Here is a 15287-nt window from a genome sequence, read left to right on the forward strand (position 1 = left end):
CGAAGTCAGCTCAAAACAGCTTTTTGAGGTTGTGGATGAAGCTGACGTGGTTTGAAGAGATTTTCGAAGAGTATTATTCTTATTGCCAGGCACCTGATTTGCCAACGTAATAACCATCAGGTGTGTAGGTATTGCGAAGCATCTTACCTGATGAAGCCAGATAATACCACTTGCCATTATCTTTGACCCAATCATTCGCTAGCATGGCACCAGAAGAACTTACATAATACCATTCTCCCTTGTCATAAACCCAAGTGCTTGCTTTCATGGCTCCTGAGCAATTAGAGGCCAAAAAAACTGTCCAATATCATTCATTTTTTAAAAGCATTTGATACTACATCATCCACGCTGTAGGACATAGATACATCAAACGTAAGAGTCAAAACATCGAAAAATATACAACTTTTAAAGGCAACATTTCATTTTTTAAAGTCTAACAACCATAGAACTGAAATCAGAGCAAGGCATCAATTTCCTACTCTTAGTACGTCTATTTTGGATGGTTTAAGTGAAGATTTTTTTATTTAACGTAGACAACCTCCAACTTCCCAAAAGCCACATCTCCACGGATAATCAAGATTTTGCTGGTTGGGGCTAGAGAAGTATCTGCCTTGGCTACACCACAGAAAGTTTCCACCTTCAAATCAACTCTCCAATGTTGGGGAACATAGATAACTGCCTTTCCAAAACCAACTTCCACCTTCAGGGTTGCAGTATCTCCTAAAATCTCTGCATTGTCATAATATATCTTGGCATTGCCAAAACCAACTTCAACTTGGTCTTCTACCAATTCTTGATTTTGCTTGTAGAAAGTCCCAGTCCCAAAAGCGACTTCCTTGTCTATAAAAATGGTTTTTTCATCATCGAACCACCATTTTTTCCCGTTCCAAGTCCTGTTAGAATGAGTGAGTGCGCTGACACCCATTACGATTAAAATACTAGCCCAGAACAATGACTGATTTGGAATCGGTAAAATGTCATAAAAATGATTAGCAATCATGAGAGCTACAAAAGTTGTAAAAACTGCTGATGTCAGATGACGACGAAGCAAAGCTTCAACTGATTGATAGGCAAAAAATGCAATACCAAGCAAGGGCCAAATATGCCCTCCCAGAGAAGGGATTCCAAAATTTCCTTGTAATAATATTAAAGCCGCCAAAATAAGCAACACAATACCAAATGCTTTCTTTTTCATGTTCTTACCTCATGTTTCTTAGATTTTCTTTTAGGAGGGATTGGTAATGTCGTGAGACATGAACCTCCTTGTGGGTCTGATAAAAGGAAATGGTGCCCGTTCCTGAAAAGGACTTGTCCACCGAATAGATTTGCCGAATATTAGCGATAGTTGACTTGGATACTCGACTAAAATAGCGAGGAAGGATAGCCTCTAACTCATAGAGTTTAAGCCGAACCTCGTAGGCATCTTTCTGAGTATGGGCATAAATTTTGTTCCCCTCTGTTTCAAAGAAGAGAATTTCCGACAAGTCCAGATAATATTCACCCGTCCCCTTGTAAAAAATCAACCGAGGAGACTTGGATTCTTGCAAGAGCCGCTGTAAATCCGCAATCTCATCTGTCAAAGCCGCTGCCTTGATGACAATTTCAGTTTCCTCTAAATTGCTGTCAATTTCGATTCGTAACTTCATTCCATCTCCTTTCTGACTCTACTATATCAAAGGGAAAATAAGAAAACAAGAGCAAAAAAGCAAGTGGTTACTTTAACTCCGTAAGTGGTTGTTGGACCGCCTTAACTTACAGGTCAAAATAGAAAGAAAATCACACCCCACGCAAGACCGCAAATATAACCAACCACTACATCCTTGGGATAATGCACGCCACCTAAGACTCTCACTAGACCGAGGAGAGCTGATAAGACCAATAAGATAATCCCTAGAGATAAACTAGCATGAAGGCAAGCCATGGAGATAATGGTTGCCGAAAAGACATGACGACTGGGCATAGACTGACCAGGACTATCTCTGTCAAGCAGAGGTTTAATATCCCATTCCTCATAAGGCCTAGGAGCATTGATTTTCTTACGAAGAAAGGACAAAATCACAAAACCTGACGCTGGAATAAACAAATAGATTCCGACCTGTTTCCCAAGTCCTTCTTGGAGATAGGTAGTTGCTAACAAGGTTAGATAAACTATAGGCATAACTATGGTCATGAACCTATTGAAAGCTCTTAACAGTCTCAGAAAGATAGGCTTATTTTTAATGTTAGCAGCCATGTGGCCATACCATTCTTGATAATTTTTCATATATTTTCTCATCACTTACTCAAATTTTGCTTATAGGGTAGCACTTGTCTTCTAGTATAGTGCAGAAAAAGAAGGCCGTCAAGCCTTCTTTGGGTTTATTCTTCTGCTTCGTCTTCTGTAAATTGACTGTTGTAGAGGTCAGCGTAGAAGCCAGCTTGCGCCATTAGCTCATCATGATTGCCTTGCTCGATGATATTGCCATCTTTCATGACAAGAATCAGATCAGCATTTCGGATGGTTGACAAGCGGTGGGCGATAACAAAGGAAGTTCTGCCCTCCATCAAACGATCCATAGCTTTCTGAATCAATTCCTCCGTCCGAGTATCAACAGAAGAAGTCGCCTCATCCAAAATCAAGAGTGGTGAATCTTTCAGCAAAGCACGAGCAATGGTCAAGAGTTGTTTTTGTCCGACAGACAAGGTTACCGTGTCATCCAAGACGGTATCGTAACCATCTGGTAGGGTCATAATAAAGTGGTGAATCCCTACAGCCTTGCTGGCTTCAATCACGCGCTCATCACTAATCCCCTCTTGGTTATAGATGAGATTATCTCGGATAGTACCTTCAAAGAGCCAAGTATCCTGCAAGACCATTGAAAAGGCATCGTGTACTTCCGAGCGCTTCATCTCCTTGGTATCCACGCCATCGATGCGGATACTTCCCTTATCAATCTCATAGAACTTCATCAAAAGATTGACAATGGTTGTCTTACCAGCTCCGGTCGGTCCGACAATCGCAACCTTTTGACCTGCATGAGCGGTCGCAGAAAAGTCATGGATAATAGTTCTCTCTGGTGTATAACCAAAGTATACTCGATCAAAGACTACTTGACCTTTCATATCGCTCAATTGTCTTTCTTGATGGGATTCGTCTTCCAGTTCCTCTTCAGCTAGGAATTCGAAGACACATCCCATGGCTGCGCTAGCCTGCTGAAGACTAGTAATCCCTTGGGCAATTTGTGAAAGGAGCTGAGAAAAGATACGAACGTAGGCCATAAAGGCAACGATAATCCCGATACTGATGTGTCCATTTAAGGCCAAGGCTGCACCAACGATAATCACCAAGGCATAGCTAAAGTTCCCAATAAACATCATAATCGGCATCATAATCCCTGAAATAAATTGAGATTTCCAGATACTATCATACAGACGATGGTTTAATTTCGCAAACTCTTCTTTCGTACTCTCGATGGCATTGTAACTGGTCACCACATTATGGCCAGAGTACATTTCCTCCACATAGCCATTGACAGCTGCCAAATCTTGTTGCTGACTCTTAAAAAAGCCCTGGGATTTGCCCATAAAGACAGACACGAAAGCAAAACCGATAAGAGTTGACACAACCGTCACCAAGGCTAAAATCCAGTTCATCCCAAACATGGTTACCAAGACTGCTAAGACCAATAAACTAGATGAAAGAACTGTTCCCAGACTTTGATTAAGGGACTGGGCTGCAGTGTCAACGTCATTGGTTACACGAGACAAGGTATCTCCTTGAGAATGTCCATCAAAATATCCCAATGGTAGGCTATTGATTTTCTCTGCAATGGCTCTTCTCAAACGCTCTGAAAAACGTTGAATGGCTGTTGTAAACAAAAATGCTTGTAAATAATTTGATAAAAGTCCGATCACATAGATGACGGCCAAAAAACCACCAATAGCTGCAACCGCCGCGACATCCACACTTTTTTCCAGACCACTGGCAATAATATTAGTCATGTCCTTGATGCGGGTTGGATCATATACAGTAATGATATTGGATATGATTGTTGCTAGAAAGGCGATTAGAAGGGCAAACTGGAGACCTGCAAGATAGGGTTTACTCTGTTTCCAGAGCGATATTTTTTTATTTTCCATGTTCCAATTCCTCCTTCGATAGTTGTGAATAGGCAATTTCTTGGTAAACTTCGTTATTAGCTAGAAGTTCCTTGTGGGTGCCTTTTCCCACGACTTTTCCTTGATCCAAGACCAAAATCAAATCTGCATCCATAATCGTTGAAATACGCTGTACGACGATAAGTTTGGTCATAGATTTTGTTTTCTCTGCTAGCTCTTGGCGTAGGACACGATCTGTCTTGTAGTCCAAGGCTGAGAAGGAGTCATCAAAGATGAGGATTTCTGGCTTCCGAGCCAAGGTACGCGCAATTGCCAGACGCTGTCTTTGACCACCTGAAAAGTTGGTTCCTCCTTGAGCCACTTCTGACGCTAAGCCCGCTTCCTTGTCTTCGATAAAGTTCTTAGACTGGGCCAATTCCAAGGCTTGCCACATAGCTTGTTCACTAAGCGGTGTTTCTTGGCTGCGTCCAAAGTCTAGATTAGCCTTGACATCACCTGAAAAGAGAACCGCTTTCTGAGGAATATAACCAACCTTGTTGCGCAAATCTTCCAAACTGTAGTCTTGAACATTGACACCGTCAACCAAAATCTCTCCTGCTGACACATCGTAGAATCGTGGAATCAGATTGACCAGAGTTGATTTACCTAAACCCGTTGACCCAATAAAGGCCACTGTTTGACCAGCTTCTGCTCTAAAGCTAACATTCTCAATAACTGCCTCCGAATTTGCCGCATAGCGGAAGGTCACATCCTTAAACTCGACCTGACCTTTGAGCTTTTCATCAGCCAGCTGCACTTGAGCAGGGTTTTGGATAGAAGAATGCAAATCTAAAACCTGATTAATCCGCTTAGCAGAGACCATAGTTCGGGGAAGAACGATGAAGAGTGCTCCCATGAGAAGGAAGCCCATGACAACCTGCATGGCATAAGACATGAAAACAATCATATCACTAAAGAGAGGCAGACGCGCTATCGGAGCAGCGTCGTTAATCACATAGGCCCCAATCCAGTAAATCGCCACACTCAAACCACTTGAAATCCCCATCATGATTGGATTTAGAATGGCCATAAGACGGTTGACAAACAAATTCAAGCGTGTCAATTCATCATTTGCTGATGCAAATTTTTCATTTTGGTATTCTTCAGCATTGTAGGCGCGAACGACACGAATACCTGTTAAACTCTCACGAGTGATACTGTTCAGCTTATCTGTCAGACTTTGAATCAAGGACTGTTTTGGAAAGGCTAGCGTCATCAAAACAGTCGTCATCAAAACATTGACAATTACTGCCACAAGAACGGCCCAGAGCCAGTATTCTGAATGACCTAAAATCTTTCCGATAGCCCAGATAGCCATAATCGGACCACGCGTAACTACTTGCAAGCCCATAGTAATCAACATCTGAACCTGAGTAATATCATTGGTAGTACGAGTTAGAAGACTAGGAATAGAGAATTTCTTAATCTCTGTCTGCGAGTAGTCTAAAACTCGGTTAAAAATATCACTTCTCAACCTACTAGTATAAGAAGCTGCCACTCTGGATGCAAAAAATCCAACTGCAACTACGGACAAGAAGGCAAGAAAGGACATTCCCACCATCATGCTTGCCGGCTGCCACAACTCATCTAAATTAGTTCCTTGACTACCTAGCAAATCCGTAATTTTCGAGATATAAGTCGGCACTTCCAACTCCAGATAGACCGAAAGGCAGGTAAAGAGAATGGCTAGTAAAATCATCCCCCATTATTTCCTACTAATTCGTTTGGCTAATTTCTTCATTCTCTCCTCCTATTCTCTCGATATTTGCCTGTAGTTGACCGAGAACTTTCTCAAAAATCAGTAATTCATCTTCATCAATGTCTTCCATCAACTGCTTGTCTATGCGTTCAAAGAAGGCCTTAACCTGCTGCATTTGAGAACGTGCTTTGTCCGTCAAACAAACAAATTTTGCCCGCTTATCAACAGGACTCGCCTCCAATTCCACCAAACCATTTTGCACCATACGCTTGACCAAATTACTAGCAACAGACTTGGTAATATTGAGTTCCTGCTCGATATCTTTAATCAAGACCAAGTCTTGGTTTTTCTCACGATTATCCAAAAAACGCACAACCTGACCTTGAGGCCCACCCATAAATTCAATACCACAACGTTTGGCTTCCTTTTGCACCATGAGGTGAATCTGATGACCAAAACGCTTAAAGACTAACATCGGTTTGTCCATACAAACTCCTTTCTAACTATCACATTTAGTTCCCCTAGGAACTAAATAAGTTTCCGTGAGAACTATTTTACCACTTTGAAAAGAGATGTCAAGAAAAAGTTTCCTAGAGAACTATTTTTTTGATTTAAAAAATCCCAAGTGATTTTTTCACTTAGGATCATGTTTGCTAGGTTAATTTAGAACCCGTCTACGTTTGTGTAGATTTTTTGTACGTCTTCGTCGTCTTCAAGAACGCTGTAAAGTTTTTCAAAGGTTTCAAGGTCATCGCCTGACAATTCCACTTCTGACTGAGGAATCATTTCCAATTCAGTCACTTGGAATTCTTCGATACCTGACTCACGAAGGGCAACGATAGCCTTGTGAAGGTCAGTTGGAGCTGTGTAAACTGTGATTGTACCTTCTTCTGCTTCTACATCATCCACATCCACATCTGCTTCAAGCAATTGCTCAAAGACTGCATCGGCATCTTCACCTGCAAATACGATAACTCCCTTGTTGTCAAAGAGGTATGAAACCGAACCTGAAGCGCCCATGTTTCCTCCGTTTTTACCAAAAGCTGCACGGACATTAGCCGCTGTACGGTTGACATTTGAAGTCAAAGTATCCACGATCAACATAGAACCATTTGGTCCAAAACCTTCGTAACGTCCTTCTGTAAAGGTTTCGTCTGTGTTTCCTTTTGCTTTATCAATCGCTTTATCAATAACGTGTTTTGGCACTTGGGCTTGTTTAGCACGGTCGATAACGAATTTCAAAGCTGAGTTTGATTCTGGATCTGGATCACCTTTTTTAGCTGCTACATAGATTTCTACACCAAATTTTGCATATACTTTAGAGTTAGCTCCATCTTTAGCCGTTTTCTTGGCTACGATATTGGCCCATTTACGTCCCATTAGGAATCTCCTTTTTTCACATTTTAATCTTTCTTATTATAACACAAGTTTTTTCGATTTTCACTAGAGGAAATGGATTTTATTCAGTAAATCCAACTAGGATAGCACTTTGGCTGCCAAGATTTTCTTGCCTTTCCATCCTTATCAACATTCAAAAAACAAACTAGACCATTATCTGAAAATAGAAAGTTTGACAAAGTCCGCTCAAACTACTGTTTAGAGTTTGTAGATATAATCGACAAAAACAATCATACTGCACCTTTTATTGACAGTCTACTCCAGACATATGATAGTTCAAGTAAATACTTTGAAATTCAACAGTTCTTATAGGCGCTATTGTATTCTAAGAAATCAATAGAAGAATTTCTAACCAAACATCTATTACTCAATGAAAATCAAAGAGCAAACTCGAAAACTAGCCACAGGTTGCTCAAAACACTGTTTTGAGGTTGCAGATAGGGCTGACGTAGTTTGAAGAGATTTTCGAAGAGTGTAATTTATGTGTTCCTGAAACAGAAATGTATGCTCTTTTTGATTTCACATGATACTGAAGTTAGACTAGTACAACGGCACTTCTAAAACAAGCAAAAGGTAGCTAATTCCCTGTATAGCAAGGAGTTTCACTACCCTTTTTACTTTTTCTTACAGCCACTATTTGATAGACTCATTTTAACATCACGAGCATACTCCAATGGAAATCGCTAGGCAAGAGATAAACTTTCAGATATTCGCAGAGAGAGCATTGCCTCTTTTTGTCGCAAACGTTCTTCTCTCCTAGTCATTCTCTACCTTATCTTCTACCTGAGGATAAAGAGTCGTTCCCCAAATAGAAATCGTCCGCTTACGTACTAGGGGCAAATCGGTTTTTTCATAAACCGTACGCCACCATTCCCAGGCAAGTCCGGTACACTCCCTAATTTTGATAGAGAGATTGCGAACATTCCCTTTTAAAGGAATACTAGTGGTAAAATGAGCCGTCAAATCCTGCCCATTTCTGTTCCAAGCCTTAGGAGTCAAAACTTCTTTACCTTGATAATCATAGGATAATTCATCCCAAGTAATATAATATTGGGCAACATAGGCACCACTATGATCCAAGAGTAAATCTCCGTTTCTGTAAGCTGTCACCTTAGTCTCAACATAGTCTGTACTGTTTTGAAAGGTCGCAACTACATTGTCCCGTAAAAATGAAGTTGTATAGGAAATCGGTAACCCTGGATGATCTGCTGTAAAGCGACTGCCTTCTTGAATCAAGTCCTCTACCATATCCACCTTGCCTGTTACAACTCGGGCACCCGAACTCGGGTCGCCCCCTAAAATAACTGCCTTCACTTCTGTATTGTCTAAAATCTGTTTCCACTCTGTCTGAGGAGCTACCTTGACTCCTTTTATCAAAGCTTCAAAAGCAGCCTCTACTTCATCACTCTTACTCGTGGTTTCCAACTTGAGATAGACCTGACGCCCGTAAGCAACACTCGAAATATAGACCAAAGGACGATCGGCAGAAATTCCTCTCTGCCTCAAATCCTCTACCGTTACAGTATCTTGAAATACATCTCCTGGATTTTTAACAGCATCTACGCTGACTGTATAATAAATCTGCTTAAAATTAACAATCTGAATCTGCTTTTCGCCCGAATGGACAGAGTTAAAATCAATATCAAGAGAATTCCCTGTCTTTTCAAAGTCAGAACCAAACTTGACCTTGAGTTGTTCCATGCTGTGAGCCGTGATTTTTTCATACTGCATTCTAGCTGGGACATTATTGACCTGACCATAATCTTGATGCCACTTGGCCAACAAATCGTTTACCGCTCCGCGAACACTTGAATTGCTGGGGTCTTCTACTTGGAGAAAGCTATCACTACTTGCCAAACCAGGCAAATCAATACTATAAGTCATCGGGGCACGATCGACCGCAAGAAGAGTGGGATTATTCTCTAACAAGGTCTCATCCACTACGAGAAGTGCTCCAGGATAGAGGCGACTATCGTTGGTAGCCGTCACGGAAATATCACTTGTGTTTGTCGACAAGCTCCGCTTCTTTCTTTCGATAACAACAAACTCATCGGGTAGCTGATTCCCCTCTTTGATGAAACGATTTTCAATACTCTCTCCCTGATGGGTCAAGAGTTTCTTTTTATCGTAATCCATAGCTAGTATAAAGTCATTTACTGCTTTATTTGTCATCTTCTACCTCCTAATAAGTTCCTGGATTGAGTTGCATAAACTCAGACTTGTTCAGCGAAATCAGCCGTGGTTGGACTAAGTGATCCAAAATTTCCTCGTACAATTCTTCTGAGACATTGCGTCGCCGTCTGGCTAGATAAGAAGTCGGAATGACCGTATTATCCAACATAAATACCTTATCTAAGTCAATCAAGGTTGGTCTTGTAAAAGGATTACGAGCTAAATCCGGCTCTTCTATCATAAAGTTCTTGACCAAACGTCTGGTCAAGAGAGCTGGTTTGAAGGTCTGATTTTTAACTAACTCTTTGTTTTTAGTCATACTGTTGTCAATACAAATATACATATGGTTCTTCACAGCCAAATCGCTACTAATAGTCGGAAAAGGCAAATAAAGAGCTACAACATCTCCTCTCTTAATCAAGCAAGAGCACCCCCTTTTCTCCTAATGTAACATAGACAGGATTGACCAAGTCTTCTGATTGACTCAGAATTTCCAAAGTTTGAGTTTGGCGCGCTGTCAATTTAGTAGCATCTTGTCTCTTCAATACAAAATGCTTGTCGCCAATTACCTTGACACTATAATCCTTCTCCAAAGCTGACTGGTAAATCCACATCAGATCTTGTCTGTCCTGAGAACTCAAGAGAGAAGGATGTTCAAGTCTCCCGACAGACTGATAAAAATCAAAAACAGGAGCCAACTCCTGCCAATCTGACTGGCTAGTTGTCAAGGCTAGAAAAAGGGCTTTGCGAGCTGATACTTCTTGGTTAGTCTTGAGAGTACCCTTACCCTCCAAGTTTTTTAGAAAGTGGGAAACTCCAGAAAGCAAACCTTTCTCTAACTGCGAGAAATAAAAACCTTGCCTTCCCAGACACAAGTCTCTCAAGTCGCTTTCTCTAGCAAATAAGAGTTCAAACATTTGATAGTAAAAGAAAAATATCTGGCACTGAGTCGCGCTCATCTTTTCCTTATCAGCTTCTTTTTTCAACCAGAGCAAGGGTGACAGGTAGCTGGATTGATACATTTCCTCCACCTCCTACTCTTTTTTCTCTGGAGCATCTGCACTAGCTGCCACTTCTTTTGACTGGATACTTTCCCACTGGTTGATTTCCTCTGAGATAAGACCTTCGCATGTCTTGACAAATAGGGCAAAAGCCTTGGTCTTTCCTGCATATTTCTCCGTTTGGCATTGATAGAGGAATTTTTCCCTTTCCAGGAGTTGCGCAGTTTTTTGGTAAGAAATCCAGTGTTCCTTGGCATTATACAAATTGAGAATCCCCTCACACAGCAAGCCTAGACTGGACAAGGCAACTGAAATCAAACGGTAGCGATCACCTGGCATAGGAATAGCACAAAAGACCGCTATGAGAAAACCTGCCACGATTTCTGTTATTTTTAATACCTTATAGCGTCTACGATGTTGAACACTTTTCTTTAAAAAATGAGCTATCTGTACATCCAATCGATCTGTCAGGTACATTTCTTCTGGCGTCATGTTCGTAACCCCTTTCATTTACTTTGATAATCATAGTATAACATATTTGAATATCAAAGTATAGTAAAAACTGAACTATAACTTATTATAAAATCTAAATATGAAATATTTGTGAAATAAGGGAAAAATATCACAAAAAGGATGGAACAAAAAGTTTCAAAATGATAAAAACGCATAATACCTTGCCTTAAAAAGCTTGATATTATGCGTTTTATCAGAGAAAGATTTTCTGAATGTTCACCTCAAATTGAGTTTTTCCAACATTCTATCAATCACTATTCTAGCTGGTTTCCGACTCGGCTAAGTTTGACTTATTTTAACTGAGCAAGAATAGCTTTGAGTTTCTCAATCAATTCATCTTCTGTGTGGTCAGACTCTTTCTCATTGGCTAGGAAAGCAACTGCTTGAGCGAGAGCTTCTCGTGCTTGGTCGAGAACTTTCGCATCTACACTTGTAAGGTCGCTTTCTTGCAGAACCTTAGTCAATTCCTTGGTCAATTTCTTGAGTTCTGACTCTTTCTTGCGACGAGCGATGAGGAAGAGAAGGAGACCAAGAAAGGCGAGCAGGCTAGCAATCATGGTACCATATGGAAGATGACCTTGCTCTTTGCTTGTTTCTTGCATTTCCTCTTTATCCTTAGTCGCTTGCTTACCTTTCAAGGATTCGAGTGCTTCTTTGATCTTAGCAGTCATCTCTCTCAAGTCTGCTTCCGTCAAGTCAGTATTTCTAAGGGCTTCTTGACCCTCTCCGAGAATGATCTTCACAGCGTCGATGACAGATTGATCAATACCATCCAAGTCTTTCAAACGAGTTTCCAAGTCTCCAATCAAATCTCTTAAGACGGATTTATCAACCTGTTTCTCTTGACTCGATTGAGTGCCACCAGCAAAGGTTACACTTCTCCGGTTACGGATTGGTGGTGTCACACTGGTGTTAGTGTTGCCACCGTTATTAGTGTTGCCACCGGTGTTGGTGTTGCCACCGTTATTAGTGTTGCCACCGTTATTAGTGTTACCACCATTGTTAGTGTTGCCACCGGTGTTAGTGTTGCCACCAGCGTTAGTGTTGCCACCATTGTTAGTGTTGCCACCATTGTTGGTGTTACCACCGGTGTTAGTATTGCCACCATTGTTGGCGCTTGCTGTGGCTGTGACCTTATTGATTTCAGCAATACCAGCAGTCTTCGCATTCTCTACATCAGTTTGTGTCTTAGCTTTATCAATCTCAGCTTCCGCTGCTGTAACTGCTGCCTCTACTTGACGATTAGCGGCTTCCTTCTCTTCATTTGTGATATGAGGAGTTCCTGCTAGAGCGTTTTTCTTCTCGTCAGCTTTTCTGCGTAGTTCTTGCTTAGCTTGAGTGTTAGCAGTTCCTGTGGCTGTAACGTTATTAATTTCAGTAACTCCTGTAGTTTTGGCTGTATCTACCGCTGTATTTGTTGTTGCTGTATCTACGTTTGAGACTGCTGTTGTTTCTTTCTCTGTTACTGTTCGCTTAGCTGTAGCTTTTTCTTCATCTGTTAAGCCTGCTTGTTTGTCTATCTCACCTCGTTTAGTATTTGCGGCTTGTTTGATAGCTTCTTTTGGCAAATCTTTCCCTATCGGGTTCACGCCGTTAATATTTTCCAACCCCTTGTGCAAGGCATCATCCACCTTAATAAGGCTGTCGGCATTTTCAATATCGCGTGTAGCTTGACGTGCATAGGTATTAACTATTGCAGTAGCACCATCTCGCTCTACAGACGAAAGGCTTCCATTCTTACCAAGGCTATCATTTTTACGTTGTCTCGCTTTCTCTATTTCATCCTTAGCATCACCTTTTGCCTCGGCATATGTTCTGGCATGCCATTGGTTTGCAAGAAATAATTCGGCCCCCTCTCTGCCTCTTAATCCAAAAGCATATACCAGTTTTTTAACATCATTATTTCCCACGGTATTAAATGACAATCTATATTTTCTGTCACTATTGGGCAATTCAAAATAGTATAACTCTCCTCTACTTGAATTGATAATGTCAAACTTTCCATCTGAAACCTTTTGATTTTCTCGGCTTTCAGCTCGTCTCTCATAAGGATTGGTTCCTCTAGGTCCCCTCCTTGCCAAATCGTTTAGACTTCCAGACGGCATTGGATTCAATGTGAATCTATTATTAACGCCAGTAGACGTCGTAGTCCCTTTAGTAACCCTACCAAATTGCGCTCTTGAGTCTCTAAGTAGTTCTAAAATACTACTAGTATTTGGAGATCTAGTTGTAGTTCCTCCACTTTTTTCTGTTATGCTAAAAGCATCCGAATTGTGTTTAAATTCTTGACCCGAAGGAACAGTAAACCAAACTTGTGTATTCCCCGGTAATCTCCTGTGCTGATTATTAATTTCAATATCCCAATGAAATCCATCTTCCGTTGATGTTACTGTAGCTTTAATATATTTTTCAGCCTCTGATACCAGCTTCGTTGAGTTATCTCTATATTTTCTATTTGAATAGAAAACATAGGTATACTTATCATAAGGAGAATTTCCCCTATCACCTGATTTCTCAAAATAACTTTCTTGAGCTGTTCTAAAGGCTTCAGAGTAGTTTTCGCCAGCTCTTGCAGCTCTTGTAACTCTCGAACTACGAAAGTCAGAGTAGCCACCATCACGTGGTTGAGGAGTTACTCCTCCAGCTGTAGTTTCCTCACCATATTTTTCTTCCAGCACTCCTTCGATGAGGTCTCGGGATTTTTTCAGGTCGACTAGGGCAGCGGCAAAATCTTCTTGGCTGATGGTATCGCCTTTAGAAAAGGCTTCAGTGAACTTATCAGCTGCTGCTTTTGCTGCTTGGATTTTATCTTCCGACGCTTGATTTTCTTTAAGTCGTTTGACAATAGACTCTAATTCATCTTTTAGTCTATAGACGCCGTTTTCACCTTCTGTCGTATTAGTGTAGGTTGGGAGTTCTCGTGGAGTAGATTGAGAGTTGGCTTCAGGTGCTGCTTCCTTTCCTCCATCAGTTGGACTAACTTGGTTCGCAACTGCTCCAGGCTCGATTGTTCCCCCTCTTTTACGACGCTTTCCACCAGTTGCTTGCTCAGTTGCAGTTCCGTTTGGTTCGACAAGCTTATTATTTGTCGAACTTGCTTCACCCAAGTCTGTCAATTTTGGTAGCGATGGCTCCAAGGCTTGATTGACACGGCTCGTCAGTTCTTCCATAGCTCTTACTTGCTCATCAACCTGCGCTTGCGTCGCTTTTGGATCGTCCAAAACTGCCTTAGCTGCTGCTAGACCTGCTTCCACTTCATCGTGGAGCGCTTTCATGGAGCTAAGAGTTAGTTTTTCCAACAAAGCTTGCAGATTGCCTTGGAGTGATTTAGCTTCTGTCGTTTTAGTGGCAGATGTGGGCTGGTCTTGCTCTTTTACTGCTCCTCCTTGAGAAGTTTCTTGAGCAGCTGGCTTCGTCTCTGGTTTGGTAGGAACAAGGCCAGCTGTTTCCTGCCCCTTACTAGCGTCCTCGATTTTAGTCTCTGGAGAGTTTGACTCCCCTGCAGACTGGAGCTCAGCCGACGGTTCAGTCTGAGAGACCTTCTCTGGCTCTTCCCCATCTGACTCCTGTGGTTCCCCATCTGAATTTCCAGCAGATCCAGCAACTACATCACTGGCTGTTGCCGAAGATACTGCAGGTGCCTGCGCTTGCACCCCATTTGCGAAAAACATCAATGCCGCAACCGCAACACTAGCAGCCCCAAAATGGTATTTACGAATGGAATAACGGAAAATTTTCTCTCCATTGCCATCATTCTTTTTCTTGAACATAAGTGAATCCTTTCCTCATCTGAGAGCTTCCCCGAGCTTAGAAAGCGCGCAAAAAGCCGACAGTCGATAATATATCAATCATATAGTAACACTTCTGACATACAAGTCAACCTCCTCGCTGACAAGATAGAGTCAGGAAAGGCAAGAAAAAAGCGACAATATATATATATGCACAGACATATAAAACCTTTTAATACAGCCTATTTTTTAACAAATAGCGAAACAGTTATACTACATTTATATATGTACAACACCTTTTTGTGCCAATATTACAATATTGTTACATTTTAATTACACAATCGTTTCAAGAAATATGATGGAAACCTGAGTATTTTATAGTAATTCCCTTCCTATCAATTAGGTCAACAGTTGAGTGTTGAGTGTTGAATATTGAAACACCCTATCCTCAGCAAAGGACTATGATCAGCATTTCCTAGCCGCTAGGACGCTCCAAATCACCTATTCTAAGTCCACCATAGCTTGGTCAGTAAGATACAGACTGCAAGGCGACGCTGATGTGGTTTGAAGAGATTTTCATTGAGTATAATTTTAACTTCTTACTTTTCATTCCTATTCCTTAAGTCATAACCACCCGTG

Annotated in this window: 12 protein-coding genes and 1 pseudogene; all 13 read right to left on the reverse strand. The window is 41.3% G+C overall.

Annotation, left to right across the window (positions count from 1 at the left end):
* Positions 1 to 79: 79 nt before the first annotated feature.
* A pseudogene (locus HT715_RS02330) lies at positions 80 to 295 on the reverse strand (N-acetylmuramoyl-L-alanine amidase family protein); the annotation flags it as partial.
* A 225-nt stretch (positions 296 to 520) separates the two neighbouring features.
* Complete coding sequence (locus tag HT715_RS02335) at positions 521 to 1195, reverse strand: hypothetical protein (protein WP_050208060.1); 675 nt, start codon at positions 1193 to 1195, stop codon at positions 521 to 523.
* Positions 1196 to 1199: 4 nt separating this feature from the next.
* On the reverse strand, positions 1200 to 1646 hold the full coding sequence (locus HT715_RS02340) for a LytTR family DNA-binding domain-containing protein (RefSeq protein WP_049501836.1): 447 nt from the start codon (positions 1644 to 1646) through the stop codon (positions 1200 to 1202).
* 113 nt (positions 1647 to 1759) lie between these two features.
* Complete coding sequence (locus HT715_RS02345) at positions 1760 to 2263, reverse strand: phosphatase PAP2 family protein (RefSeq protein ID WP_166727999.1); 504 nt, start codon at positions 2261 to 2263, stop codon at positions 1760 to 1762.
* Positions 2264 to 2358: 95 nt separating this feature from the next.
* A complete protein-coding gene (locus HT715_RS02350; protein WP_050208063.1) occupies positions 2359 to 4119 on the reverse strand; it encodes an ABC transporter ATP-binding protein in 1761 nt (586 codons plus the stop codon).
* On the reverse strand, positions 4109 to 5836 hold the full coding sequence (locus tag HT715_RS02355; RefSeq protein ID WP_240149846.1) for an ABC transporter ATP-binding protein: 1728 nt from the start codon (positions 5834 to 5836) through the stop codon (positions 4109 to 4111). The genes HT715_RS02350 and HT715_RS02355 overlap by 11 nt, the downstream gene beginning before the upstream one ends.
* A gap of 16 nt (positions 5837 to 5852) precedes the next feature.
* Positions 5853 to 6323, reverse strand: coding sequence for a MarR family winged helix-turn-helix transcriptional regulator (locus HT715_RS02360; protein WP_050223005.1), 471 nt, complete (start codon positions 6321 to 6323; stop codon positions 5853 to 5855).
* Between the two features lie 176 nt (positions 6324 to 6499).
* A complete protein-coding gene (locus HT715_RS02365) occupies positions 6500 to 7216 on the reverse strand; it encodes a YebC/PmpR family DNA-binding transcriptional regulator (protein ID WP_000532877.1) in 717 nt (238 codons plus the stop codon).
* Between the two features lie 774 nt (positions 7217 to 7990).
* Positions 7991 to 9406, reverse strand: coding sequence for a cholesterol-dependent cytolysin pneumolysin (gene ply, locus HT715_RS02370; protein WP_100104871.1), 1416 nt, complete (start codon positions 9404 to 9406; stop codon positions 7991 to 7993).
* A gap of 10 nt (positions 9407 to 9416) precedes the next feature.
* Entirely contained in the window at positions 9417 to 9827 is a 411-nt protein-coding gene (locus HT715_RS02375; RefSeq protein WP_000595757.1) for a hypothetical protein, read from the reverse strand.
* A complete protein-coding gene (locus HT715_RS02380; RefSeq protein ID WP_138707010.1) occupies positions 9820 to 10428 on the reverse strand; it encodes a hypothetical protein in 609 nt (202 codons plus the stop codon). The genes HT715_RS02375 and HT715_RS02380 overlap by 8 nt, the downstream gene beginning before the upstream one ends.
* Before the next feature lie 12 nt (positions 10429 to 10440).
* A complete protein-coding gene (locus HT715_RS02385; RefSeq protein WP_031222784.1) occupies positions 10441 to 10899 on the reverse strand; it encodes a DUF4231 domain-containing protein in 459 nt (152 codons plus the stop codon).
* A gap of 311 nt (positions 10900 to 11210) precedes the next feature.
* A complete protein-coding gene (locus HT715_RS11815) occupies positions 11211 to 14690 on the reverse strand; it encodes a DUF1542 domain-containing protein (RefSeq protein WP_240149847.1) in 3480 nt (1159 codons plus the stop codon).
* Positions 14691 to 15287: the final 597 nt, after the last annotated feature.

Source organism: Streptococcus sp. 4155 (assembly GCF_013276695.1).
In the GTDB taxonomy this organism is placed as follows: Bacteria; Bacillota; Bacilli; order Lactobacillales; family Streptococcaceae; genus Streptococcus; species Streptococcus pseudopneumoniae.